At 67.8% G+C, this 22,651-nt stretch carries 19 protein-coding genes; 5 read left to right on the top strand and 14 right to left on the bottom strand.

Annotated elements, in window-relative coordinates:
- Nucleotides 1–420, bottom strand: a 420-nt coding sequence (locus tag JUB13_RS07390) for a hypothetical protein (protein WP_407928094.1), incomplete at its 3' end; no start/stop codon positions are given.
- A gap of 677 nt (nucleotides 421–1,097) precedes the next feature.
- Between JUB13_RS07390 and JUB13_RS07395 the strand changes: the two genes are divergently transcribed.
- On the top strand, nucleotides 1,098–2,111 hold the full coding sequence (locus JUB13_RS07395) for a glycosyltransferase family 2 protein (protein WP_207478168.1): 1,014 nt from the start codon (nucleotides 1,098–1,100) through the stop codon (nucleotides 2,109–2,111).
- A 9-nt stretch (nucleotides 2,112–2,120) separates the two neighbouring features.
- On the opposite strand, the gene JUB13_RS07400 is transcribed toward JUB13_RS07395, so the two are convergent.
- Nucleotides 2,121–3,728, bottom strand: coding sequence for a GMC oxidoreductase (locus tag JUB13_RS07400; protein ID WP_207478169.1), 1,608 nt, complete (start codon nucleotides 3,726–3,728; stop codon nucleotides 2,121–2,123).
- 255 nt (nucleotides 3,729–3,983) lie between these two features.
- Between JUB13_RS07400 and JUB13_RS07405 the strand changes: the two genes are divergently transcribed.
- The gene (locus tag JUB13_RS07405) at nucleotides 3,984–5,576 is read left to right on the top strand and encodes a GMC oxidoreductase (RefSeq protein ID WP_207478170.1); all 1,593 of its coding nucleotides are present in this window, start codon (nucleotides 3,984–3,986) and stop codon (nucleotides 5,574–5,576) included.
- A 70-nt stretch (nucleotides 5,577–5,646) separates the two neighbouring features.
- Here the strand turns inward: JUB13_RS07405 and JUB13_RS07410 are convergent, their stop codons facing one another.
- A complete protein-coding gene (locus JUB13_RS07410) occupies nucleotides 5,647–6,762 on the bottom strand; it encodes an acyltransferase family protein (RefSeq protein ID WP_207478171.1) in 1,116 nt (371 codons plus the stop codon).
- A gap of 339 nt (nucleotides 6,763–7,101) precedes the next feature.
- Here JUB13_RS07410 and ilvD point away from each other — a divergent pair, with 339 nt between their 5' ends.
- Entirely contained in the window at nucleotides 7,102–8,958 is a 1,857-nt protein-coding gene (ilvD, locus tag JUB13_RS07415) for a dihydroxy-acid dehydratase (protein WP_207478172.1), read from the top strand.
- Between the two features lie 89 nt (nucleotides 8,959–9,047).
- Here the strand turns inward: ilvD and JUB13_RS07420 are convergent, their stop codons facing one another.
- The 10 genes from JUB13_RS07420 to JUB13_RS07465 all read right to left on the bottom strand — a co-directional run bounded on the left by JUB13_RS07420 (nucleotide 9,048) and on the right by JUB13_RS07465 (nucleotide 19,895).
- Nucleotides 9,048–9,746, bottom strand: coding sequence for a metal-dependent hydrolase (locus tag JUB13_RS07420; protein WP_207478173.1), 699 nt, complete (start codon nucleotides 9,744–9,746; stop codon nucleotides 9,048–9,050).
- A gap of 151 nt (nucleotides 9,747–9,897) precedes the next feature.
- Nucleotides 9,898–11,181: a glycerate kinase type-2 family protein gene (locus JUB13_RS07425; protein ID WP_207478174.1), complete on the bottom strand. Its 1,284-nt coding sequence runs from the start codon at nucleotides 11,179–11,181 to the stop codon at nucleotides 9,898–9,900.
- Between the two features lie 22 nt (nucleotides 11,182–11,203).
- Nucleotides 11,204–13,183: a transketolase family protein gene (locus tag JUB13_RS07430; RefSeq protein WP_207478175.1), complete on the bottom strand. Its 1,980-nt coding sequence runs from the start codon at nucleotides 13,181–13,183 to the stop codon at nucleotides 11,204–11,206.
- Between the two features lie 46 nt (nucleotides 13,184–13,229).
- On the bottom strand, nucleotides 13,230–14,183 hold the full coding sequence (locus JUB13_RS07435; protein ID WP_207478176.1) for a D-2-hydroxyacid dehydrogenase: 954 nt from the start codon (nucleotides 14,181–14,183) through the stop codon (nucleotides 13,230–13,232).
- A 104-nt stretch (nucleotides 14,184–14,287) separates the two neighbouring features.
- Entirely contained in the window at nucleotides 14,288–15,550 is a 1,263-nt protein-coding gene (locus JUB13_RS07440; protein ID WP_207478177.1) for a TRAP transporter large permease, read from the bottom strand.
- On the bottom strand, nucleotides 15,547–16,065 hold the full coding sequence (locus tag JUB13_RS07445) for a TRAP transporter small permease (protein WP_207478178.1): 519 nt from the start codon (nucleotides 16,063–16,065) through the stop codon (nucleotides 15,547–15,549). The genes JUB13_RS07440 and JUB13_RS07445 overlap by 4 nt, the downstream gene beginning before the upstream one ends.
- Nucleotides 16,066–16,151: 86 nt before the next feature.
- Nucleotides 16,152–17,132, bottom strand: a complete 981-nt coding sequence (locus tag JUB13_RS07450; protein ID WP_207478179.1) for a TRAP transporter substrate-binding protein — start codon at nucleotides 17,130–17,132, stop codon at nucleotides 16,152–16,154.
- Between the two features lie 91 nt (nucleotides 17,133–17,223).
- Entirely contained in the window at nucleotides 17,224–18,240 is a 1,017-nt protein-coding gene (locus tag JUB13_RS07455; protein ID WP_236024811.1) for a transketolase family protein, read from the bottom strand.
- Nucleotides 18,237–19,082: a transketolase gene (locus tag JUB13_RS07460; protein WP_207478181.1), complete on the bottom strand. Its 846-nt coding sequence runs from the start codon at nucleotides 19,080–19,082 to the stop codon at nucleotides 18,237–18,239. The genes JUB13_RS07455 and JUB13_RS07460 overlap by 4 nt, the downstream gene beginning before the upstream one ends.
- Before the next feature lie 63 nt (nucleotides 19,083–19,145).
- Entirely contained in the window at nucleotides 19,146–19,895 is a 750-nt protein-coding gene (locus tag JUB13_RS07465) for an SDR family NAD(P)-dependent oxidoreductase (RefSeq protein WP_207478182.1), read from the bottom strand.
- A gap of 205 nt (nucleotides 19,896–20,100) precedes the next feature.
- Here JUB13_RS07465 and gcvA point away from each other — a divergent pair, with 205 nt between their 5' ends.
- Nucleotides 20,101–21,042 carry a transcriptional regulator GcvA gene (gene gcvA / locus JUB13_RS07470; protein WP_207478183.1) on the top strand — a complete coding sequence of 314 codons (942 nt, stop codon included), beginning with the start codon at nucleotides 20,101–20,103 and terminating at the stop codon, nucleotides 21,040–21,042.
- Between the two features lie 117 nt (nucleotides 21,043–21,159).
- Complete coding sequence (locus tag JUB13_RS07475; RefSeq protein ID WP_207478184.1) at nucleotides 21,160–21,627, top strand: RT0821/Lpp0805 family surface protein; 468 nt, start codon at nucleotides 21,160–21,162, stop codon at nucleotides 21,625–21,627.
- A 382-nt stretch (nucleotides 21,628–22,009) separates the two neighbouring features.
- Here the strand turns inward: JUB13_RS07475 and JUB13_RS07480 are convergent, their stop codons facing one another.
- Nucleotides 22,010–22,477 carry a hypothetical protein gene (locus tag JUB13_RS07480; protein ID WP_207478185.1) on the bottom strand — a complete coding sequence of 156 codons (468 nt, stop codon included), beginning with the start codon at nucleotides 22,475–22,477 and terminating at the stop codon, nucleotides 22,010–22,012.
- Nucleotides 22,478–22,651 lie beyond the last annotated feature (174 nt).

The raw sequence follows: 22,651 nt of genomic DNA on the forward strand, positions 1-22,651 counted from the left end.
GAAGGGCAGGAAGCCGGCGACCTGTCCGGCAATGTTGCCGATCTGCTGACCCATCTGGCGATTGCCGAGGGCACCGCCGAGGGCGCCGCCGACAGGCGCCGCGATGGTCTTCAGGATCGATCCGAACAGCCCCTGCGGGACCAGCTGCACCTGGCCGGTGGTCTCGTTCAGCACGGGAACCGTGGGTTCCTGCTGCTGCTGTTGCTGCGGCCCTGCGCTGAAGGGCAGGAAGCCGGCGACCTGTCCGGCAATGTTGCCGATCTGCTGACCCATCTGGCGATTGCCGAGGGCACCGCCGAGGGCGCCGCCCACTGGGGCAGCGATGCTGCCGAGAATGTCGCCTACCAAACCTTGCGGTGCCATCGCCCCCTGGTTCGCCGTCGTAGACCAGGATGCGCCCTGAAGAGGTTGCGCATGCATCGTTTCCTCCAACGCCGTGGTATCGGTGGTCGATGCCGCAGTGCAGTTTCTTGGCCTGCTGCAGCGGCATTCGCGAATTTCCGCATCGCCAGGACTTCTCATTGTGGGAAGTCTGCAGGTGCGGTGGCGTTGACCTTAGATTGCGCAGGTCGGGCCGTCATGAACCCAGGGCAGGGTAATTGGTACAGTTCGGATCTGGACCGGCCTGGATCCTTGATCCCGGGATCTACCACCTCCGGCGAGGGAGCCGCCGTCCCTTCGATATCGGCGCACGAGAGGATAGTCGCCACTTGGCGCCATGTATCCTCAACCGCCCTCAGCCGGCCTCAAGCGTTCCTACAGACGGACGAGAGGAATACGTTCAGGCGTTCCCATCCAGCAGAAAACTCGCTTCCGTGCGGTGAGGCAAGAGAATGCGCACCGCAGAGGTAATTCGTGATTCCGCTCGTCGATCTCATAACCGCCGCGCTCGGTCGTGTGCCGCCATTCCGATTGGGTCTGCGAGCCCTTTCGGACCGATCCGGCATTACTCCGGCTGCCGAGATGCCGAACGGATCGCGCTTCGCCACGGTAGGGTTACGCTGGCTTCGGCGGGAATTACCGCGGCGGCACGACGCGCCCTGACGAAGCTGCGCAAGGAATGCAGGCGCAACGCGCCCAATCAGCGGGAGGGGCCAGTGATATCCGTCGTCATGCCGTCGTACAATTCAGCCGCATTCGTGGCAGAGGCGATCGAGAGCGTCATCCGGCAGACCTATCCCCACTGGGAGCTGCTGGTCTGCGACGACGGATCCAGCGACGGGACGCAGGACATCGTTGAATCCTACGCCAGGGCCGACAGCCGTATCCGGCTGCTCCAGCACGGGTTCCGGAGCGTCAGCCGCAACTGCAACGCCGCCATCGCCGCGGCCAGGTATCCGTGGATCGCCCGCCTGGATGCCGACGATGTTATGGTTCCACGCCGCCTAGAGTGGCAGATGCGCGCGTCCGAACGGGATCCCGCCGTCGTCCTGTGGGGGGGCTACGCCCGCCTGACCAACCGCGAGGGCCGGATTCTCAGGACCGCCTGGTGCGGACCCACCACGCATGCCGAGTACGAAAGCCAGCGCGAGGCCGGCCGCATGATGGTGATCCTCGGCCCCACGGTTATGTTCCGGCGCGACCTCTTCCTCGAACTCGGCGGTTATGACCCTCGTTTCGATTCCGCCGAGGATCTTGAGTTCCTCTCACGGATTGCGGAGCGGGGGCCAGTCCTGACGCTGCCCCGGGCCCTGACGCTCTATCGCCTCCATGGCGGCAGCATCACGGCAGGCAAGGCCGCGCATCAGGCGCGCCTGCTTCAATACATCCCCCTGCGGAATCAGGCCCGCCTCGCGCACCGCCCGGAAGAGAGGCTGGAGGAATTCCTGCACAAGCTCGATGCTGCCCCGGTCTGGAGCAGGGCGGCGGAATGGCTCTCCGGGCGCTCGCGCCAGCATTACCGCAATGCCGTCATCCACGCGGCCGAAAGCCGTTTCGCCAAGGCAGCGGCGGCGGTCACCCTGGCCGTTCTGATGGGGCCCGGGTTCTGCCTGCCCCGCATCAATGCGCGGCTGGCCCGCTCGATCCGTTGGCGTCAGGGGGCCCTTGCCCGGCGCGTCGCCCGGATATGGCCCCAGCGGCCGGCGGTAACGGCCGAGGCGGAGGACTGACGAGGCTTCTCAGAACGCCCGAGCCGCGGGAGCCAGGCCCTTGAGGTGGTCGGCGAGCCGCAATGCCAGCGCCACGATGGTCAGGGTCGGATTGATGTAGCCCGCGCTGGGGAAGACCGAGCTGCTGGCGACGTAGAGATTCATCACGCCGTGGACTCGCAGGTCGCGGTTCACGACGCCCTTGCGGGGATCATCGCTCATCCGCGTCGTTCCCATATGGTGGAACCCGCCATTCGGGATGCCGCCCCAGTCGAGCCCCTCGTCGAGCAGCCACGGCTCGATCCGCAGGATGCCAAGCCCGAGGCGTACCATCTCGGCTCCCGTCTTCTCCGTCAGCCGGCGCAGCGTCCGCTTGTCGATATCGGCAATGCGCCAATCCAGTCCGACCCGCCTAAGGCCGAGGGCGTCGCGCTCGCGCGTCAGCATGACGCGGCTGTCGGGATTGGGCGACTGCTCGACCTGGGCCAGCAACTCGAGCGCCATCACATTCTCGGGGCGCGGGACGAGGCTGAGGCCGTGCAGGCTGCGTCGGTAGAGATTGTAGGCCGAGATGTCTACGTCCCTGACCACGCGCCATAGGTCGTCCACCATCTCCAGGCCGATACCCTGGCTGCGCCAGTGCTGCCGCAGCAGCCGCAAGCTCTCGGAGGCATCTCCCGCGGCCGCGGTGAACTCCAGGCGCAGGCTGCCGTTCAGGAGCCCCTCGCGACGCTGAGCGGCCGGCGAGAGGCAGATGCCCGCCGCATGGCCCTGCCGGCCCAGCAGGTTCACATGGCGCAGATATGTCAGCAGGCGGAGCGGATCAGCGGTCGCGACCCTCGCTGCCAGGGGGTCCGGATGCTCCATGAAGTAGCGCCCCACGAGGTCGTGGCGGTTGCCGATCCCGGCAGGCTCCACCGAGTCCGACAGGAGCAGCAGGCGCGCGCTGTCGATGCCGCCGCAGGCGATGACGAAGCTGCGCGCGCGGATCTCGGCCGCCTTGCCGCCGAGCGATCGCACCGAGACGCGCTCCACCAGATTTCCCGACGGATCCGCGTGCAACTCTGTCGCATTGGCATGAAGCAGGACGCGGAGGTTCCTCGCGGCTCCGAGCCGGGCTCGATAAGCGACCCCGAAGGCCGTCCTGCCATCGTGCTTGTGCCAGAACCGCACCGTCAGGTGATCGGGATCCAGGGGCAGGGGCGAGAGGCCCATCCGCTGCCAGACCCAGTCGTCAGAACGCGCAGGGCCCAGCCCCACGAGCGGGCGGGCCGCCGCGTAGTAGGGCGTCAGTTCGGCGCGCGTGATCGGCCAGCCGCTGTCCGGGACCCAGGGGCGCGGCAGCATGTCGGCCTCGTCGAGCTCGCCGCACCAGTTGTGCCAATGGTTCGAGCTGCCGCCCAGGAAGCGCAGCCGCGCCACTTCGAGGTCCCAATAGGGCAATCCAAGATTTTCTCCCCCCGCCAGGAGCTGGGTGTCGCGCTCCAGCTCCAACCCGCCGCTCTCGACGAGCAGCACCGAAGTCGCGGTGTCGGCGAACTGGAGCGCCAGGCTGATCCCGGCAGGACCGCCGCCGATGATGCAGAGATCGGCATGAAGCGCTGCGCCGTCTTCGAGCCCGTGGAGATCGAGGATCATGCTGATCCTCCCCGGATGTCCTCGTTCGCGGGTCATCATCGGCTCGACTCTGCGCACGGCGCCACCCGGCATCCGATGCGCCGCTCCGGAGCATTCGGCCTTCCGAAAAAGACGTAGGCGGCCAGCCATTCCGGAGCCTGGCGCATGACCATCTCCGGCTAATTCCTCGGTGAGGCCCTAACCGCGAATGTCCCGCAAACGCCGTAGACTGCTGCTGATATGGTCAGGGGATCATTTCCGAAGTGAATCCCCACCATGTTCGTGGATCTCCGCTCCGTTCCGGACGAGGCGTCGATCGAGTCCGACCTCTGTATCGTCGGGGCCGGTGCCGCCGGCATCGCCATCGCCCGGGAACTGCTCGGCCATCAGGTCCGGGTGACGCTGCTGGAGAGCGGTGGCCTCGAGTACGAGGACACGGTCCAGGACCTTTGCGCCGGGGAAAGCACCGGCACGCATTCCGTGGATCTCGTCGAGAGCCGGCTGCGCTACTTCGGAGGCTCGACGAATCATTGGGGCGGCAACTGCGCGCCCTTCGACGCGATCGACTTCGAGTCCCGGAGCTGGATCCCGCACAGCGGATGGCCGATCACGGCCGCGACGATGGCGCCCTACTTCCGGCGTGCTCTGTCCTATTGCGAGGTCGAGCCGCCGGGAGCCGATCCTGCTGACGTCGAGGCGCTGCCCGAATGGCTCGCACGCCTGCGCCTGCGCCTCGACGGCGGCGAACTGCAGGAGAAGGTCTTCCTGCACAGCCCGCCGACCCGCTTCGGCGAGGTTTACAGGGCCGCGCTCGAGCGGCCGGGCTCCAACTGCACGGTCTATGCCCACGCCAATGCGGTCGAGCTGGAGACAAACCCGGACGGGACCATGGTCACCGCGGTGCGGACGCGTGGCCTGGATGGCCGCAGCCATCGCTTCGTCGCCCGGCGTTTCGTCCTGGCCGCGGGGATCGAGAACGCCCGGCTGCTGCTGCTGTCCAACGGCGCCCGGCCGCAGGGCCTCGGAAACGAGCACGATATGGTGGGGCGCTGCTTCATGGCCCATGCCGGTCTGCATGCCGGCCGCATCATGCTCAGGGCGCCGCAGGAGACCCTGCATCTCTACGGTCTCGGCGCATGGCGCGACAAGGCCACGGGGCAGGATGTCCCGGCGGCGCTGGGCTTCCAGCCGCGGCGCGAGTTCCTGGAGCGCCACCAGATCGCGAACTGCACGGTATTCCTGGCCGAGGCCATCGAAGGCTCGTCGACGCCCGGCTTCCGGGCGCTGCGCCGGATCGGGCGGAAGCTCAAGAACGGGCAGAGACCGCGTGACCTCGCGGCGGACATCGCCACAGTGCTGGGCGATGTCGACGCGATCGCCTATGCGACCTACCTGCGTCTGACGGAACACACCGAGCACCGCATCGCGGATCTCTTCTACATTATCGAGCAGGTTCCGGACAGGCACAGCCGCGTCATGCTGGCCGCCGATAGCGATCGTCTGGGCTGCCGCAAGCTGCGCGTCGAATGGCGGCTGGGCGAGATGGAAAAGCGAACCCTGGCCGCGGTCCAGGACCTCCTGGCACGGGAGGCGGGGCGCCTCGGCCTCGGAGCCGTGCAGGTCCGCGACCTCGACATGGACAAGCCGTTCCCCGCCGCCAGTTCGCTGTCCCATTTCATGGGCACGACGCGCATGAGCGCGGATCCGCGGCGCGGCGTGGTCGATGCCGACTGCCGCGTGCACGGGGTCGGCAATCTCTATGTCGCCGGCGGTTCCGTGTTCCCGACCGCCGGCGCCAACATGCCGACGGCCAACATCGTGGCCCTGGCGCTCAGGCTTGCCGACCACCTCCGAGGCCGGCACGTCTGAACGAGCCGCATACGCTGAGCGTCGCGGAGACCATGGGGGAGCGGCGGGGGAGGCAGTCCGCTCCGAGCCGTCAAGCGGGCTGCGCGGCCGGCGCCGACGGGCGATTCCGGTCCCGCCGGAACAGCGGCACGGGGAAGGCGAACAGCCAGCCCAGGCCGAGCGGCCGGTGCAGCGCCGCGGCGAGCGACGCCCCGGCGAGGGCTCCTGAGAACGCCACTGCCACGACGACGGTGCCCGGAACGGACGGAAGCAGGCGGTCGAATGCCATGCTGAGGGCCGCCAGGATCGCCCAGTGAACGACGTAGATCACCAGCGAATTCCTGCCGAGAAAGCGGAGCGGCGCCGCCATCCGGCCGCGCGACAGCGCCCTGGCGCACAGCATCAGGCATGCGCCGCCGGCCAGCGTCAGCGGAAGCCCCGCGAGTTCGTAGCGCATGTTGCCGAAGGCGGCTGCGGCGGGCAGCAGGAGCACCCCGCCCGCGACGGCTGCCAGGACCGGGCCGCGGCGGGACAGGATCGGCCCCAGCTCGTCCTTTCGGGCGGCCACCCAGTCGCCCAGCAGGAAGAAGGCGAGAAGGAAGAAGAACCTGGGAATCGGCTGGCTGTTGTTGTCGACCTCGTAGAAGGCCAGGGCGATCCCCGAGACCGCGAGCGCGAGCGCCGCCAGGGGCAGCCGCGGCAGCCGCCGGATCAGCAGCGCGATGACGAAGAAGGCGAAGAGGTCGCGCAGGAACCACATGTGGCCCGGAGGCTTGTCCACGATCCGGAGCAGCAGGGTCCAGTCGTGATCGATGCCCGAGCTTCCCCCCACCAGGACCTGGAGCGCCGCATAGATCAGCGACCACAGGACGAAGGGCCACAGGATGTTCCGGACCTTGCCGTCGATGTAGGCGGCCAGCCCCTTCGCGAGCGAATGCTGGAGCAGCATGCCGGCCAGGAACACCATGGCCGGCATGCGCGCGGGGCTCAGCGCGACGCTCAGCAGCGTCATCCAGGAGGGCACGGCGAAGCCGACGCGCACCGTGAACTCGAGGGCGTGCTCGAACAGGATCAGGAGGATCGTGACGCCCCGGAAGACGTCCAGCCATCCGATCCTGGAAGTACCATGCCGCGCGGAATCCGGGCGTTCCGGAACGGTGGTGGTCGGTGCTCCGCGCAACGGATCGAGGGCGTCGCTTCTTGCCAAGGCATGATCCCCGGAATATTCCAGCGCGAATCCTCTTCAGCGGCGAAGATTCTGCAATGAGGCGATCGGATTAGCTCGCGACGAGGCGCCGGGAAAAGGCCGGTGCGCGCCGGATCCGCGTCTCGAAGCCTTTCTGCAGCGCGAGGCATGATTGCCATATCTTTGCGAGTACTTCCATAGATCCTCCGGGATTCGCCGATCGTGACCGCCTCCCGGCACAGGCGGAGCCGACGCAAGGGTCCCGCGCGGTGCGCGCATCGCGATTCGCGTGGCGTCCGGCGGCCGGTGACGCCATAGTCTTGCCCGCCCGAGAGGATGCGCGAAATACGAGGAAGAAAAATGCCGGTACTCCGTTCCAGAACGACCACCCATGGCCGCAACATGGCGGGCGCCCGGGGCCTGTGGCGCGCGACCGGAATGAAGGACGGCGACTTCGGAAAGCCCATCGTCGCCATCGCCAACTCCTTCACGCAGTTCGTGCCCGGCCACGTGCACCTGAAGGACCTGGGGCAGCTCGTGGCGCGGGAGATCGAGGCGGCCGGGGCGGTCGCGAAGGAGTTCAACACCATCGCGGTGGACGACGGCATCGCGATGGGCCATGCGGGCATGCTTTACAGCCTGCCCTCGCGCGAGATCATCGCCGACAGCGTCGAATACATGGTCAACGCGCATTGCGCGGACGCGCTGGTCTGCATCTCGAACTGCGACAAGATCACCCCGGGCATGCTGATGGCGGCGTTGCGCCTGAACATCCCGACGGTCTTCGTCTCGGGCGGGCCCATGGAGGCCGGCAAGGTGAAGCTGCACGGCAAGACGCGCAAGGTTGACCTGATCGACGCCATGGTCGCCGCGGCAGACAGCCGGCTCGACGATGCGACGGTCATGGAGATGGAGCGCTCGGCCTGCCCGACCTGCGGGTCCTGCTCGGGCATGTTCACCGCAAACTCGATGAACTGCCTGACCGAGGCTCTGGGCCTGGCGCTTCCGGGCAATGGCTCGATCGTGGCGACCCATGCCGACCGCAAGGGCCTCTTCCTGCAGGCCGCCCGCACGGTGGTCGATCTCGCGCGGCGCTACTACGAGCAGGATGACGCGAGCGTGCTGCCGCGCTCGATCGCCAGCTTCGAGGCCTTCGAGAACGCGATGATGCTCGACATCGCCATGGGCGGGTCGACGAACACCGTGCTGCACCTGCTGGCCGCTGCGCACGAGGGCGGCGTTAACTTCACCATGAAGGACATCGACAGGCTTTCCCGCCGCATCCCCAATCTCTGCAAGGTGGCGCCCTCGGTCCCCGACGTCCACATGGAGGACGTGCACCGGGCCGGCGGCATCATGGCGATCCTGGGCGAGCTCGACCGGGCCGGGCACCTGCACCGCGACCTGCCGGTGGTCCATGCGCCCAGCCTGGGTGCGGCGCTGGAGCGCTGGGACGTCAAGCGCAGCTCCGACCACGACGTGATGCGGTTCTATGCGGCCTCGCCGGGCGGCATCCCCACCACGGTCGCCTTCAGCCAGGAGCGTCGGTACGAATCGCTGGACCTCGACCGCGAGGGCGGTGTGATCCGGGATGCCGAGCACGCCTTCAGCCGCGACGGCGGCCTTGCGGTGCTGTATGGCAACCTGGCCGAGGACGGCTGCATCGTGAAGACGGCCGGTGTCGACGCCGCGATCCTGAAGTTCTCGGGCCCGGCGCGAATCTTCGAAAGCCAGGACGCCGCGGTGGAGGCCATTCTGGGCGACCGGATCCAGGCCGGAGACGTCGTGCTGATCCGCTACGAGGGCCCGCGCGGCGGCCCCGGCATGCAGGAGATGCTGTACCCGACGAGCTATCTGAAGTCGAAGGGCCTGGGCAAGGCCTGCGCGCTGGTCACCGACGGGCGCTTCTCGGGCGGCACCTCGGGCCTGTCCATCGGGCACGTCTCTCCGGAGGCGGCCGAGGGAGGAGCCATCGGCTTGGTCGAGGAGGGAGACCTGATCGAGATCGACATCCCGAACCGCTCGATCCGGGTCGCCCTGACCGACGAGGAGCTGGCCGCCCGCCGCGCTGCCATGGAGGCGCGGGGCGATGCCGCCTGGACGCCCCGGAACCGCCAGCGCCAGGTCTCGGTGGCACTCCAGGCCTATGCGGCCCTGGCGACCAGCGCGGCTCGCGGCGCGGTCCGTGACATGGCGAGCCTGACCCGCCGGCGCTGAGGCCCCGGGGGACGCAGGGCGGGTCTATCGCCCTGCGTCCCGGTGCCACCGGAGATCCCTGGGATCGCCCTGCTTCGGAGCTTGCGGCTTCAGACCTCGATGGTCTCGCCGACGGCGGGCGTCCTGACCTTGCCGCGATCCTCGCCCATGGCGTCCAGGAACTTGTCGGGCGTCTGGTCGATGATCGGGAACGAGCCGTAGTGGCAGGGGATCACGGTCTCGAAGCGGAAGAAGCGGCGGCACGCCATGGCGGCCACCTTGCCGCCCATGGTGAAGCGGTCACCGATCGGCACGAGGCCGATGCGGGGCTCGTGGATCTCGGCGATCAGGGCCATGTCGCCGAAGATGTCGGTGTCGCCCATGTGGTAGAGCACGCGCTCTCCCGGCGGCTTGACCAGCAGTCCATGGGCGGAGCCCAGGCCCTGGGCCACGCCGTTCTGGAACGTGCCGGAGGAATGGTGGCCGGTGACCATGCTGACCAGGAACGGCCCCTGGTCGACGGTGCCGCCACTGTTCATGGGATCCAGCTTCTCGACGCCCTGGGCCCCCAGGAAGCCGCAGAGATCAGCCTCGGCGACCACCTTGGCGCCGGTCGCCTTGGCGAGCGGCACCGTGTCGCCGAAATGGTCTCCATGGCCATGGGTCAGCAGGATGTGGGTGACGCCGCGCGCCGCGTCCTCGACGCTGCCCTTGAAGGACGGGTTTCCGGTGAGGAAGGGATCGATCAGCACGACCGCACCCTTGAACTCCAGCCGGAAGGCCGAATGCCCGTACCATGTCAGCTTCATCAGGGATCCTCCCGTTGCGGGCCGCCGCCATGCGATGGGCGCTTTGGCGGCGCTGGGATAACAGACGAGACGCGGGAGGATAGACGAGATCCGCGAGGAGGGAAGGTCCCGCACGCCGTTGGCGAGGACGGTCGTCCTTTCGGCCGGGCTCCTATCTGACGAGAATGGCGCGGAAGTCGTTGACGTTCGTCAGTGTCGGGCCGGTGACGACGAGTTCGCCAGTCGCTTCGAAGACGGAGTAGGCGTCGTTCGAAGCCAGACGCGCCCGCGGGTCGAGGCCCAGCTCACGCGCCTTTCTCACGGTGGCGCCGTCGGCGATGGCGCCGGCGTTGTCCTCGGATCCGTCGATGCCGTCGGTGTCGCAGGCGATTGCCGTGATCCCGGACGATCCCTCGATCGCCAAGGCGAAGCCGAGCAGAAATTCGGCATTGCGTCCGCCGCGGCCCTTGCCCCGGACCGTGACGCTGGTCTCCCCACCCGAGAGGAGCAGGCATGGGCGGCGGAACGAGGACGTGCCCGACTGCACCGCCTTCGCGATGCCGGCCATAGCCCTGCCGACCTCGCGCGCCTCGCCCTCCACGGCGTCGCCAAGCAGAAAGGGTTCGAGGCCAAGCGATCGAGCGTGCGTGGCCGCGGCTTCCAGCGCAGTACGGCCCGAGGCGATCAGGCGGTACGCCGAGGCGGAGAAGGCGGGATGCCCGGGGGCCGGCATGGCAGCCTCCGAAGACGCGAGGAAGCGATCCAGATCCGCGGGAACCGCGACATCGTAACGCTTCAGGATGCCCCGGGCGATCATCGCGTCCGATTCCGGGGCGACCGTCGGCCCCGATGCGATCGTCGTCGGCGTGTCGCCGGGGACGTCCGAGATCGCCAGCGTCACCATCCGCGCCGGCCACGCGGCCATGCAGAGGCGCCCGCCACCCAGGCGCGAGACGACCGAACGAACGCGGTTCATGTCTTCGATGGGCGCACCGCTGGCGAGCAGCGCGGAATTCACGGCCTTCACCGCCCCGAGGGATACGCCGGGAGGCGGCAGCATCAGCAAGGACGAGCCGCCACCCGAAAGCAGGCACAGGACCAGGTCCCGCTCGCAGAGGCCACCGATCAGGGACAGCATCTCCGCTGCGACGCGTTGCCCGGCCTCGTCGGGGTTCGGATGTCCTGCCTCGACGACGCGCAACCGCTTGCAGCGCTGTCCATGCCCGTGCCGCGTCACGACCATGCCGTCGAGCGGTCCGGGCCAGTGGCGCTCGAGGGCCGCGGCCATCGATGCTGCCGCTTTGCCGGCTCCGATCGCCACCGTGCGGCCGGGCGGCCGGGCGGGAAGATGCGGAGCCAGGATTTCCGATGGCCGGCAGGCCGTGACGGCTCGATCGAAGCAGGTCTGGAGAAGATCCCGGTCCCGCGCCGCCTCCGCCTCTCGTTCGACGTCCATGGCTTTCCTCCCGTCCGCGGGATCACAGGCGCTGCCTGACCTCTTCGACCACGCGCTGCGGCGTGATCCCGAAATGCGCGTAGAGGTCAGGTACCGCTCCCGACGCACCGAACCCGCTCATGCCGACGAAGCCGCCGTCCTCGCCGACGTAGCGTTCCCAGCCTTGCCGCACGGCCGCCTCCACGGCGACCCGGGCGGTGCCACGGCCGATTACCTGGCGCCGATATGCCTCGTCCTGCATCTCGAAGAGTTCCCAGCACGGCATCGAGACCACGGCCGTCGGAACGCCTTCGGCCTGCAACATGGCGCGCGCCTTCTGCGCGATCGAGACCTCGGACCCCGTCGCGAGAATCGTTGCGCGCCGCGGTCCGCCCTCTGCCTCGGCGAGGACATAGGCGCCCAGGTTCGACAGGTTCTCGGCGGAGTGGCGGTTGCGAACCGGGGCGAGCGGCTGACGCGCGAACATCAGCGAGCAGGGGCCGGTGCGATGGTTCATCGCGATTTCCCAGCACTCCGCCGCCTCCACCGCGTCAGCCGGACGCATCACGAGCATGTTGGGCATGGCCCGGAACGCTGCCAGGAATTCCACCGGCTGGTGGGTGGGGCCGTTGGTACCGATGCCGATGGAATCGTGGCTGAAGACGTACTTCACCGGCAGCCCCATGAGCGCCGACATCCGCATTGCGGCACGGTTGTAGTCGGAAAAGACCAGGTAGGTGACGCCGATCGGCACAACCCCGCCATGGGACGCCATGCCGTTCAGCATGGAGGCCATGACGTGCTCCCGGACGCCGTAATGCACGTAGCGTCCGCCGCGCTCGCTGGCCGAGAAGCCGGTGAGGCTGCGCTTGTGCAGCGTCGCGCCCTCGAGGTCCGGCGCACCTGAGATGAGCTCGGGGATCGCCTCGGCCAGCATGTCCTGGATCTCGCCGGAGATCTTGTAGCCGTGTTCCGACAATCCGGCATCCGCGGCCCGGCGCTTGAAGGCTTGAAGCGCGGTGTCCCAGCCTCGCGGCAGCCTTCCTTCCCGGATGCGTTCGAAATCGCGGCGGCGTCCGGGCTCGAGGGCCGCAACGCGCGTCTGCCAGGCCTCGTTCTCAGGGGCGCCCCGGCGCCCAGCATCACGCCAGGCGGCGAGAATGTCGCCGGGGATCTCGAACGGGGGATAGGGCCAATCGAGATCCCGGCGAGCGTCGTCGGTATCCTCCTTGAACACCCGCCCGCCATGGGCGGCGCGCTGTCCCTCGACCCGTGGGATGCCTCGGCCGATCCTGGTGGTGCAGGCGATGATCGACGGACGCGGATCGGCCTTCGCGCGCTCCAGCGCGGCGGAAACCGCATCGATATCGTGCCCGTCGACCTCCTGGACGTGCCAGTTGCTGGCGCGGAAGCGGGCGGCCATGTCATCGGACAGAGCGAGCCCGATGTCCCCGTCATCGGTTATGCGGTTATCGTCCCAGAGGAAGGTGAGCTTGCCGAGGCCGAGATGCCCGGCCAGCGATATGACCTCCTGGCCGACCCCCTCGTGAAGGCAGCCATCGCCGACGAGCGCGTAGGTGCGGTGATCGACGATACCTGGCCCGAACCAATCGTTCAGGAACGCCTCCGCTAGCGCCATGCCGGCCGCGTTCGCGATCCCCTGGCCCAGAAGACCCGTCGTGACCTCGATGCCGGCCGCCTGGTCGAACTCCGGGTGCCCGGCGCAATGCGAGCCCAGGACGCGGAACCGCTTGATCTCGTCGAGCCCGATCTTCCGATAGCCCGTGAGGTGAAGCAGCGAATAGATCAGCATCGAGCCGTGGCCGTTCGACTGCACGAACCGGTCCCGGTCGAACCACGTCGGGTCCCCGGCATCGAATTTGAGATGCCGCGTGAAGAGCGCGGTCATGACGTCGGCGGCCCCGAGCGGAGTGCCGGGATGGCCTTCCGCCGCGCGCTCGATCGCGTCCATGGACAGGAAGCGGATCGCGTTGGCCATCAGACGTGGGTCGATGCAGGTCATGCTGAGCGGTTCCTCTTTCCTTCGCGGGCAGGGCTTCAGGGCACGGCTACCAGGTTCCTGGACGCCCCTCGGCGAAGGCCTCGATGCAAGCGGTGACCTGGTCGGCAACCTCCTGGCGGGCTTCACGGCTTGCCCATCCGACATGGGGCGTCAGGATGAAGTCCGGGCGCTCGACGAGGCGCATGAAGGGATGTTCGGGCGGCGGCGGTTCGGAGGAGACGGCATCCACCGCCGCCCCGCCGATGAGGCCTTCCTCCAGGGCGCGGACGAGTGCCGCTTCGTCGATCAGCCCACCGCGGGCGGTGTTGATGACGAGCGGCCGGCGCCTCATCCGCTCGAACTCGGCATCGCCGAGCAGATTGCGCGTCGCCGGCACGAGCGGGCAGTGGAGCGTCAGCACGTCGCTCCGCTCCAGCACCTCCTCGAAGGGCGTGTAGAGAGGGCCCATGCCGCTGCTGCCCTTGTGGGCGGAGAACAGGACCCGCATGCCGAAGGCACGGCCAAGGGCGGCGACGGCCTGGCCGATCGCTCCCTCTCCGATCACACCCAGCGTGGAGCCGTGCAGGTCCCGGATGGGATGGGTCAGGAGCGTGAACTGCCCGGATTCCTGCCATTTGCCGGCTGCGACCGAGATCCGGTAGGCGAAGAGCGAGCGGCGCAGCGCCAGGATCAGCGCGAAAGTGTGCTCGGGCACGGTATGCACCGCATAGGCCTGGACGTTCGAGACGGGAATGCCCCGGCGCCGGCAAGCCGCGAGGTCCACATTGTCGGTGCCGGTCGCAGCGACGGCCACGAAGCGCAGTTTCGGAAGCTCCGCGAGCACGGGCTCACGCAGCGGGACCTTGTTGACGACGAGGATGGTCGCGTTCCGGGCGCGCTCGACGATCTCGCCGGGCGCGGTCAGTCCATAATGCGTCCATTCATGGGGAATGGCGGGTCGGCGCATGGACACCTCGGGTCCGAGCGTGTCCTGGTCTAGAAAGACGATGGTTTCCTGCATTTCGGCAACTCGCTTTGAAGGCAGACTTCGGGCGGGGCGCGAAGCCGCTGCATCGCGTTGGCGGGGCCCGCCGGCTCGGATGGGCCGGCGGGCCGGGGCTCGGCTCAGCCCTTCAGGATGAAGGCCGGGACGTAGCTGACGAGGAAGAGCACCAGTAGGGCGACGCCATAGAAGGGCATCATCTCCTTGACCACGGCACCCATCGGGACCCTGGCGACAGAGCTCGCGATGAAGAGCGTGGTGCCCACGGGCGGCGTATAGAGGCCCATGGCGAGGTTCACGACCATCATCACGCCGAGCTGGACCCCATCCATGCCAATGCTGCTCGCGAGGGGCAGGAAGATGGGCGTAACCAGCAGGACCGCGGCCGGCAGGTCGATGAACATCCCGAGGAAGATCAGGATCAGGTTCATCGCGAGGATGATCAGCCACGGCGAGCTCAGATAGGTGGACATCCAGGCCGTGACCGCGGCCGGGATCTGCTCGAAGGTCACGATCCAGCCGACGACGCTCGAGGCCATGATCACGAGCAGCACGACACCCGTCGCAAGCCCCGCCTCCTGGACGCATTCGAGCGCGCGCTTCCAGCTGAGGTCGCGGTACAGCAGCAGCGAGACGGCAAGCGCGTAGGCCGTTGCCATGACCGAGACCTCGGTCGGCGTCGCGATGCCGAAGCGCAGGACGATGATGATCAGGACGGGCAGCAGGACGCCGGGAAGCGAATAACCGAGCTCCTTGAGCAGGATCCGGCCGTTGATGGGGCGCTTCTCGCGCTGGAAGCCTCTGGATCGGCCGACCACGTAGCAGACCGCCATGAAGCCGAAGCACAGCATCATGCCTGGCAGGATTCCGGCCACGAAGAGGTCCGCGATGGAGGTCTGCGAGACCAGCGCGTAGATGATGAAAGGGATGGAGGGCGGGATCAGGATGTCGATGGTCGCCGAGGCGGCGATCGTCGCCGCTGCGAAGCCCGGCGGGTAGCCCAGCTTCTTCTGCCAGGGGATCAGCAGCGAGCCTATCGCCGAGGCGTCGGCCACGGCCGAGCCGCTGATGCCGCCGAAGATCGTCGACGACACGACGCCCACCTGGCCGGGGCCGCCATGGAACCGTGCCATCAGCGTGCTTAGCAGGTCGAGCAGGTTCCTACCGAGCGTTCCGCCCATCATGATGCTGCCGGTCAGCATGAAGAAGGGGATGGCAAGCAGCGGGAAGCTTCCGACCTGCGAGACCATCTGCTCGATGACCAGGGAAAGGGAGCCTCGCTCCGACGTGCCGATCGCGACGGTCGAGCCGATCACCAGCGCATGGGCGATGGGCAGGCCCAGGATCGAAAGCAGGAAGAAGCAGGAGAAGACGATCGCGCTCATTCGTAGGCCACCTTCTCGTGAGGGGTGGGGACGCCGTGCAGGGCCCGGACAAGGAGCGTGATTTCCTTCAGGCCGATCAGGGCAAAGCCCAGGAGCAGGCAGAAGTAGGTCAGGGAGCCGGGCACGCCGAGGATGGGCGTGCGCTCGTCGGCGACGATCGGCAGCAGGTCGAGCGTGACCCAGGCGAGCACCGCGTAGGTGCTGACGATCAGGGCCGAGCGCAGCAGCGCGAGACAGACGCGCATGGCGCCATAGGTGCGGTCGGTGACGAAGCCGATGTAGATGTGCGCGTTGTGCGACGTGGCGAGCACGACGCCCGACATGACGAACCAGGGGAAGAGCAGTTCCGGAAGCTCGGCCGCCCATTCCAGGCTGGTGCCGAACAGGTAGCGCAGGAACACGTTGGCCAGGAGGATCGCGAACATGGCGGCGCTGGTGACGCAGAGCACGAGCTTGCACATCACGTCGACGATTTGGTCGGGCCAGGCGAGCCACGACGTTCCGTTGGTATCCATTGGGTTTCCTCCCCCGGCCCGGCCGGGCGTCGGCGGGCGGGCTGCTGGTGGGTTCGGGGGCGCGGCTCGGCCGCGCCCCGCGGCGCTCAGCGCGCCTTCTGCGCCTCCGCGACGACCTGGCGCACGAAGTCGCCGATCGCACCCTTCGAGGCCTCGTCGATGACCGGCGCCGTGGCCTTTCGGAAGGCTTCGCGGTCGATCTGGGTGATCTTGACGCCTTCCTTGGGCAGCAGCTCGATGAGGCGCTTGTCGTCGGCGAGGGCCAGGTTCCGCTGGTGCCGAACGGCCTCCTTGGCCGCCGCGCGGATGGCCTGCCGATCGGCGTCGCCGAGCTTGTCCCAGCTCCGCTTCGACATCAGGAAAGGCGTGGTCTCGTACTTGTGCCCGGTCATTGCGAGGTGCGGCTGCACCTCGTGAAGCTTCGAGTAGTAGAAGTTCGTGACGGGATTCTCCTGCCCGTCGACGGCGCCCTGCTGGAGCGCGATGTAGAGTTCCGAGAACTTGATCTGCTGGGTGTCCGCGCCGAGCGTGCGGAAGATGCTGACCGTCACGGTGTCGGGCGGCGTGCGGATCTTGAGGCCCTTCAGGTCCTCGGGCTTCTGAATCGGATGCTTGTTGTTCGACGTGTGCCGGACGCCGTTATCCATGTAGCCGAGAACGATCAGCCCCTTGGCCTCCGACTTCTTCGCGAGCTCGTCGCCCGCCGGGCCGTCGACGACCTTCCAGGCGTGCTCGGCGCTGTCGAACAGGTAGGGCATTCCGAGCGCGGCGTATTCCGGGACGACGTTCGTGACGGCGCCCTGGGAGTTCAGGGACATGTCGATGGAGCCCGTGCGCATGCCCGTCACCATGGCCGCGTCGTCGCCGAGCTGGGCGCTGCCGGCAACCTGGACCTCGATGCGGCCGCCGCTCTTCTCCTTGACGAGCTCCGCGAACTTCTTCGCACCCTCGTCCCGCGGGTTGCCCGCGGCGGCACCGTGGCCGAGCGTCAGCTTGACCTGTTGCGCGAGGGCCGGCGCGGCCGCGAAGGCGAGCAGCGCGGCGATGCAGACACCAATCCTGTTCATGTTTCCTCCTTTCGGTGCGGGAATTGTGCCGGCATGATCCATGCCGGCCCGGGGGCGGGCGTCCCGCAGCTGCCGCCCCTGTCGTGGCGGATCAGAGCCAGCCCTTGATCCTCGTCGACATGACCTCGGTCGAGATGCCGTACCGGTCGTGCAGCGTGGGAAGTGCGCCGGCCGCCAGGAACTCGTCGGGCAGGCCGATGTGCCGGAACTTCGGCGTCACGCCGGACCGGAGCAGCAGGCCGGCGACGGCTTCGCCCAGGCCTCCGATGACGGTGTGGTTCTCGGCGACCACCACCATGCGGCCGCTGCGCGAGGCCTCCTGCAGGATCGTCTCGGCGTCGAGTGGCTTGATCGTCGGTACGTGCAGGACGGCCACCCCAACCTTGTCGGCTTCCAGCGCCTGGGCCACCTCCAGGGCACGCATGGTCATGATGCCGGACGAGATGACGAGCACCTCCGCGCCATCACGCAGGACCTTCGCCTTCCCGAGCTCGAAGCGGTAGCCGTACTCGTCCAGCACGAGGGGAACCTGGCCGCGCAGGAGCCGCATGTAGACGGGTCCGCGATGGGCCGCGATGGCGGGCACCACCTGCTCGATCTCGTGCGCATCGCAGGGGTCGATCACGGTGAGGTTCGGCATGGCGCGGAACAGCGCCAGGTCCTCAGCCGCCTGGTGGCTCGGCCCGTAGCCTGAGGTCAGGCCGGGCAGGGCGCAGGCGATCTTAACGTCGAGGTTCTCTTCCGCGATGGTCTGGTGGATGAAGTCGTAGGCTCGCCTCGAGGCGAAGACCGCGTAGGTCGTGGCGAAGGGGGTGAAGCCTTCGTGGGCCATGCCGGCAGCAGCGCCCATCAGCAGCTGCTCGGCCATTCCCATCTGGTAATAGCGGTCGGGAAACTCCCTCGCGAAGACGTGCAGGTCGGTGTACTTGCCGAGGTCGGCGGTCATGCCGACGATGTCCGGGCGGGAGCGGGCCAGCGCGATCAGGGCGTGGCCGAAGGGGGCCGGCTTCGTACGCTGCCCCTCGGACGCGATCGAGGCGATCATCGCCGATGTGGTCAGGCGCGGCTTCGCGGCCACGCTCGCGGAATTGGCGGCCGTGCGGGTCATTGGGTCCTCCCTGCTTCCAGCGCCTCGAGGGCGAGTTGCCATTCGTGGGCGTCGACGCGGATGAAGTGGTTCTTCTCGCGGGCCTCGAGGAACGGCACGCCGCATCCCATGCGGGTGTCGCAGACGATCATCCTGGGCTTCTGGGCCGCATGATTCCGGGCCGCGTCGAAGGCTGCGACGACGGCGTCCAGGTCGTTTCCGTCGACCCGCTGGACGAACCATCCGAACGCCTCGAGCTTGTCGACCAGCGGCTCGAAGGCCAGAACCTGGGTCGAGGGACCGTCGGCCTGCTGGTTGTTGACGTCGACGATCCCTATCAGGTTGTCGAGCTTCCAGTGGCCCGCCGACATGATGGCCTCCCAGACGGAGCCTTCATCGAGCTCGCCGTCGGAGAACAGGGTGTAGACGCGGGCGGCGGAGCTCTTGCGCCGGAGGCCCAGGCACATCCCGACGGCGATCGTCAGCCCCAGTCCGAGGGACCCGCCGGACATCTCCATGCCCGGCGTGTAGCTGGCCATGCCGGACATCGGAAGTCGGCTGCCGTCGCTTCCGTAGGTCTCGAGCTCCTCCTCGGGGATGATGCCGGCCTCGATCAGGGCCGCGTAGAGGGCGATGGCGTAGTGCCCGTTCGACAGCAGGAAGCGGTCGCGTTCCTCCCAGGCCGGATCCTCCGGCCGGTACCGCATGGCGTGGAAGTAGGAGACGGCCAGCACGTCGGCGATATCCAGCGCCTGGCCGATATAGCCCTGTCCCTGGACCTCGCCCATCTTGAGGGCGTTGCGGCGGATCCGGTACGCGCGTTCGGCAAGGTCGACTTTGTGGCCTAGGGGATTGGATTGCATGGTGTTCTCCGGCGTCGTCGGCAGATCGGGGATTGCGGAGGGCGCCGCGTGGCGCCCGGCCGGTCAGTGGATCAGCATGCCGCCGTTGACATCGATCACCGCGCCGGTGGTGTAGGAGGACAGGTCGGACGCCAGGAAGAGGCAGGCGCGCGCCACGTCCTCGGCGTCGCCGAGCCGGTTCATGGGAATCCCCTTGAGGATCTCCTTCCTGAGGTCGTCGGTCAGCTTGCCGCCGGTGATGTCGGTCTGGATGAGGCCCGGGGTGATGGAGTTGACGCGGATGCCATCCGGGCCGAACTCGCGGGCCATGGCCTTGGCAAGGCCGAGGACACCCGCCTTCGCGGCGCTGTAGTGGGGGCCGCCGAAGATCCCGCCGCCACGCTGGGCGGACACGGAGGACATGCAGATGATCGACCCCGAGCGCTGGTCGCGCATGTGGGGAAGGGTGGCCTGGCTCATGTAGAGCGTGCCGCGGAGGTTCACGTCGAGCACCGCGTCGTAGTTCTCGGGAGCGATCTCCATGAACTTCAGCGGCTGCGTGATCCCTGCGTTGTTGACCAGGACATCCACGCGTCCGAACTCGCTGACGACGCGGTCGATGACGGCGGCGCAGGCACGTCTATCCGTCACGTCGCAGGCGAAGCCGCGGTGCGCTTCGCCCAGTTCGGCCGCGGCGCGGGCTGCCTGGTCTGCATCGAGGTCCAGGATGATCGCGCGGCCGCCATGCAGGGCGAAGAGCCTGGCCGTCGCCCGCCCGATGCCGCGCTGCGAGGCCGCACCGGTAATCACGCAGACCTTGTTGGAAAGCAGCATGTCCACTCCTTCGCAAGGAACGGGAGTCAAGGGTCTCCTGCGGGCGCGGCTTGCATTGCCGCTCCGGACGAGGACTTCCCGATTTTCGTGGTGGCGGCCGAACTATTTGTTCAGCCGATCATGGACATTACGCTACGTTCTTGAGGTGAGACTGACAAATGAATAAGATCGCGCATTGATGAGGTAAATTCACCTGTCCGGTGCGATGCGGAACCGTGTCTCCATCAAAGCCATACAAGCGTTTGAGGCAGCCGCGCGCCTGAAATCCTTTGCGCTTGCAGCAGAGGAGCTGGTTGTTACCCCTTCGGCAGTAAGCCATCAGATAAAGGTTCTCGAGGAGCAGCTCGGACTTCGCCTGTTCCACCGGGTGCATCGCTCCGTGGTGCTGACCGAAGCAGGACGGCAATACGCCGTGGAGATCACGGCGGCATTCGTGCGGATCGAAACCGCGACGCGGAACATAGCGACGGCCGGTGGCAGCACCGTGCTGACCGTGCACTCGACGCCGAGCTTTGCGACGCAATGGCTGATGCGGAGACTGGCGGGCTTCAACGAGCGTCACCCGGGAATCGACATCCGCCTGCATGCGACGCTGGAGCCGGTGGATCTCGGTCAAAGCGTGGTTGACGTGGACATCCGCTACAATCCCGGGGCCCCGCCACCGGGCGTGGTGCTGATCCCGTTTCCGGACGATACGGTCGTGCCGATGTGCTCTCCGGAACTTGCCAAAGGGCTGAAGCCCATCCGGCGGCCTAGGGATCTCGGCCAGCACACGATGATCCATTCCGAGGTCACGATCCTCGGCTGGCGCGACTGGGCACGTCGCAACGGCAATGTGCGTCTGGATCTGGAACGGGGGCCCCGGTTCGACCGGTCCTTCATGGCGATCAGGGCTGCGGTCGACCGGCTCGGCGTCTGCCTCGACAGCCTTCTCCTCGCCGAGCAGGAGCTTCAAAGCGGGAAGCTGATCGTGCCCTTCTCCAGCATGGGAATGAACGTGACGGGCCACGGCTTCTACTGTCTGAAGGCCAAGGCCGACCTGCCCAAGATCAGGAGCTTTCGCGAGTGGCTTTTCGAGGAGCTCGCGGAGAGCGGCGCATGGCAGGAGAGCTTCATGGCGGATGTCGTGCGGAAGGCGGAATCCTGAGTGCGTACCCGCCTCGGTAGCTTCATGGCAGTGAGGCGCGCGGGTCACGGCATTGTTCCACCCGATCGGAGTATCGCCATGAGAGGTTCGCCCCCCGACAAAAGGAGAGGACCTCCCATGAGAAAGATCCTGATCGCCGCCACCGTGACCCTGGCGCTGGCGGGCTGCCAGACGAACGGCTACGGGACGAAGCAAGCCGTGGGCACCCTGGGCGGCGCGGCCGCAGGCGGCCTCGCCGGCGCGCAGTTCGGCAAGGGCACCGGCAACCTGGTCGCGACCGGCGCCGGCGTCCTGCTCGGCGCCTTCCTCGGCAGCGAGCTCGGCCAGTCGCTCGACCGCGCGGACCAGATGGCGGCGACCCAGGCCGCATCGCAGGCCTATGCCGCCCCCATGGGCCAGACGATCTCCTGGCAGAACCCGCAGACCGGCAATTCCGGCACCATCACCCCCATTCGCGAGGGGCAGACCCAGACCGGCGCCTATTGCCGCGAGTTCCAGCAGACCATCAATGTCGGCGGCCGGATGGAGCAGGCCAATGGCCGCGCCTGCCGGCAGCAGGACGGCTCCTGGCAGATCGTGGGCTGATCGCGGTCGGCTGACCCGGACAGGTTCCCGGTCCAGGCTCCTGGTCCGGGAGCCCGCCGTCCGGGCGGGGCCGCGGTTCCCGCGCCCGGGCCATCCGTCCGCGGCATTCGTGGAGCTTTCGAGGAAGACACGGAACGGAAACGCCCTGCGTCAGTTCTGTCGGAATGACAGCAGCAGAGGTTTCCATCATGAACGTCTTCTACATCATCGGCGTCATCGTGGTCGTTCTGGCCGTGCTCAGCTTCCTCGGCCTGCGCTGAGGCCTGGGCCCGGGCGCTCCGGCCGGGGAGTACGCGGCTGGAAAAAGCCGGGGATTGGGGGAGGACGGACGTCCTCCCCTTTCCGTATCCGGCTTCCGGGAAGCCGCCGGGGAGACCGGCGGTTAATACGGCAGGATCGCGAGATCCGCCGGCGATGCCAGCATGGCGGCGTAGAACGGCCCTCGCATCTCGGCGCAGTAGGCGGGCATCCCGATCATGTTCATGCGCAGGGATTCACGGTTCGAGAGCACCGTATGCTCGGCGTCGAAGGCGGCCATGCCGCCGAGACGTGTCGCGACACCCTGCTGCGCGCTGCTGATGACCTGGGCGTTCCGGGCGACGAAGGCCGAATAGCGGCTGAAGGCGCTGGGATCCTGCCACATCGGCCCGCAGCCGAGGCCCGCCACCATCAGGCGGGTGTGGAGCAGCACGATCCGGCTCGCCGCGCCGGAATCCATGGCCTGTTCGGAGGCCAGGCCTGCGGTCGCCGATGGCTCCGCGCCGTCGCCGGCGCAGCCCGGCAGCAGGGTGGCGAGCATCAGGCCGGCGAGAAGGGTCCATTTCCGATCGGGACGGCGCGGGAAAGGCATTCCGACCTCCGGGGCTGGGGGCCAGGAAAGGCTATCGCCGGGGCGCTGCGGCACGTGATGACAATGATGGGCCGGGCACCGGGAATCTCGCCGTAGCTCCTCTGCCGGGCCGCCTTCCCGATCCGTTTCAGGGCACGCCCGAGTCGGCCGGCCAGGCTGCGCGCAGCGGCAGGG

The sequence above is a fragment of the Arenibaculum pallidiluteum genome (assembly GCF_017355985.1).
GTDB lineage: Bacteria > Pseudomonadota > Alphaproteobacteria > Azospirillales > Azospirillaceae > Arenibaculum > Arenibaculum pallidiluteum.

What these genes read in the sequence shown, in the direction of transcription:
- JUB13_RS07400 (WP_207478169.1), bottom strand. Translation starts at nt 3,728, where the DNA reads ATGATCCTCGATCTCCACGGGCTCGAAGACGGCGCAGCGCTTCATGCC.
- JUB13_RS07405 (WP_207478170.1), top strand. Translation starts at nt 3,984, where the DNA reads ATGTTCGTGGATCTCCGCTCCGTTCCGGACGAGGCGTCGATCGAGTCC.
- ilvD (WP_207478172.1), top strand. Translation starts at nt 7,102, where the DNA reads ATGCCGGTACTCCGTTCCAGAACGACCACCCATGGCCGCAACATGGCG.
- JUB13_RS07420 (WP_207478173.1), bottom strand. Translation starts at nt 9,746, where the DNA reads ATGAAGCTGACATGGTACGGGCATTCGGCCTTCCGGCTGGAGTTCAAG.
- JUB13_RS07425 (WP_207478174.1), bottom strand. Translation starts at nt 11,181, where the DNA reads ATGGACGTCGAACGAGAGGCGGAGGCGGCGCGGGACCGGGATCTTCTC.
- JUB13_RS07430 (WP_207478175.1), bottom strand. Translation starts at nt 13,183, where the DNA reads ATGACCTGCATCGACCCACGTCTGATGGCCAACGCGATCCGCTTCCTG.
- JUB13_RS07435 (WP_207478176.1), bottom strand. Translation starts at nt 14,183, where the DNA reads ATGCAGGAAACCATCGTCTTTCTAGACCAGGACACGCTCGGACCCGAG.
- JUB13_RS07440 (WP_207478177.1), bottom strand. Translation starts at nt 15,550, where the DNA reads ATGAGCGCGATCGTCTTCTCCTGCTTCTTCCTGCTTTCGATCCTGGGC.
- JUB13_RS07445 (WP_207478178.1), bottom strand. Translation starts at nt 16,065, where the DNA reads ATGGATACCAACGGAACGTCGTGGCTCGCCTGGCCCGACCAAATCGTC.
- JUB13_RS07450 (WP_207478179.1), bottom strand. Translation starts at nt 17,132, where the DNA reads ATGAACAGGATTGGTGTCTGCATCGCCGCGCTGCTCGCCTTCGCGGCC.
- JUB13_RS07455 (WP_236024811.1), bottom strand. Translation starts at nt 18,240, where the DNA reads ATGACCCGCACGGCCGCCAATTCCGCGAGCGTGGCCGCGAAGCCGCGC.
- JUB13_RS07460 (WP_207478181.1), bottom strand. Translation starts at nt 19,082, where the DNA reads ATGCAATCCAATCCCCTAGGCCACAAAGTCGACCTTGCCGAACGCGCG.
- JUB13_RS07465 (WP_207478182.1), bottom strand. Translation starts at nt 19,895, where the DNA reads ATGCTGCTTTCCAACAAGGTCTGCGTGATTACCGGTGCGGCCTCGCAG.
- gcvA (WP_207478183.1), top strand. Translation starts at nt 20,101, where the DNA reads ATGCGGAACCGTGTCTCCATCAAAGCCATACAAGCGTTTGAGGCAGCC.
- JUB13_RS07475 (WP_207478184.1), top strand. Translation starts at nt 21,160, where the DNA reads ATGAGAAAGATCCTGATCGCCGCCACCGTGACCCTGGCGCTGGCGGGC.
- JUB13_RS07480 (WP_207478185.1), bottom strand. Translation starts at nt 22,477, where the DNA reads ATGCCTTTCCCGCGCCGTCCCGATCGGAAATGGACCCTTCTCGCCGGC.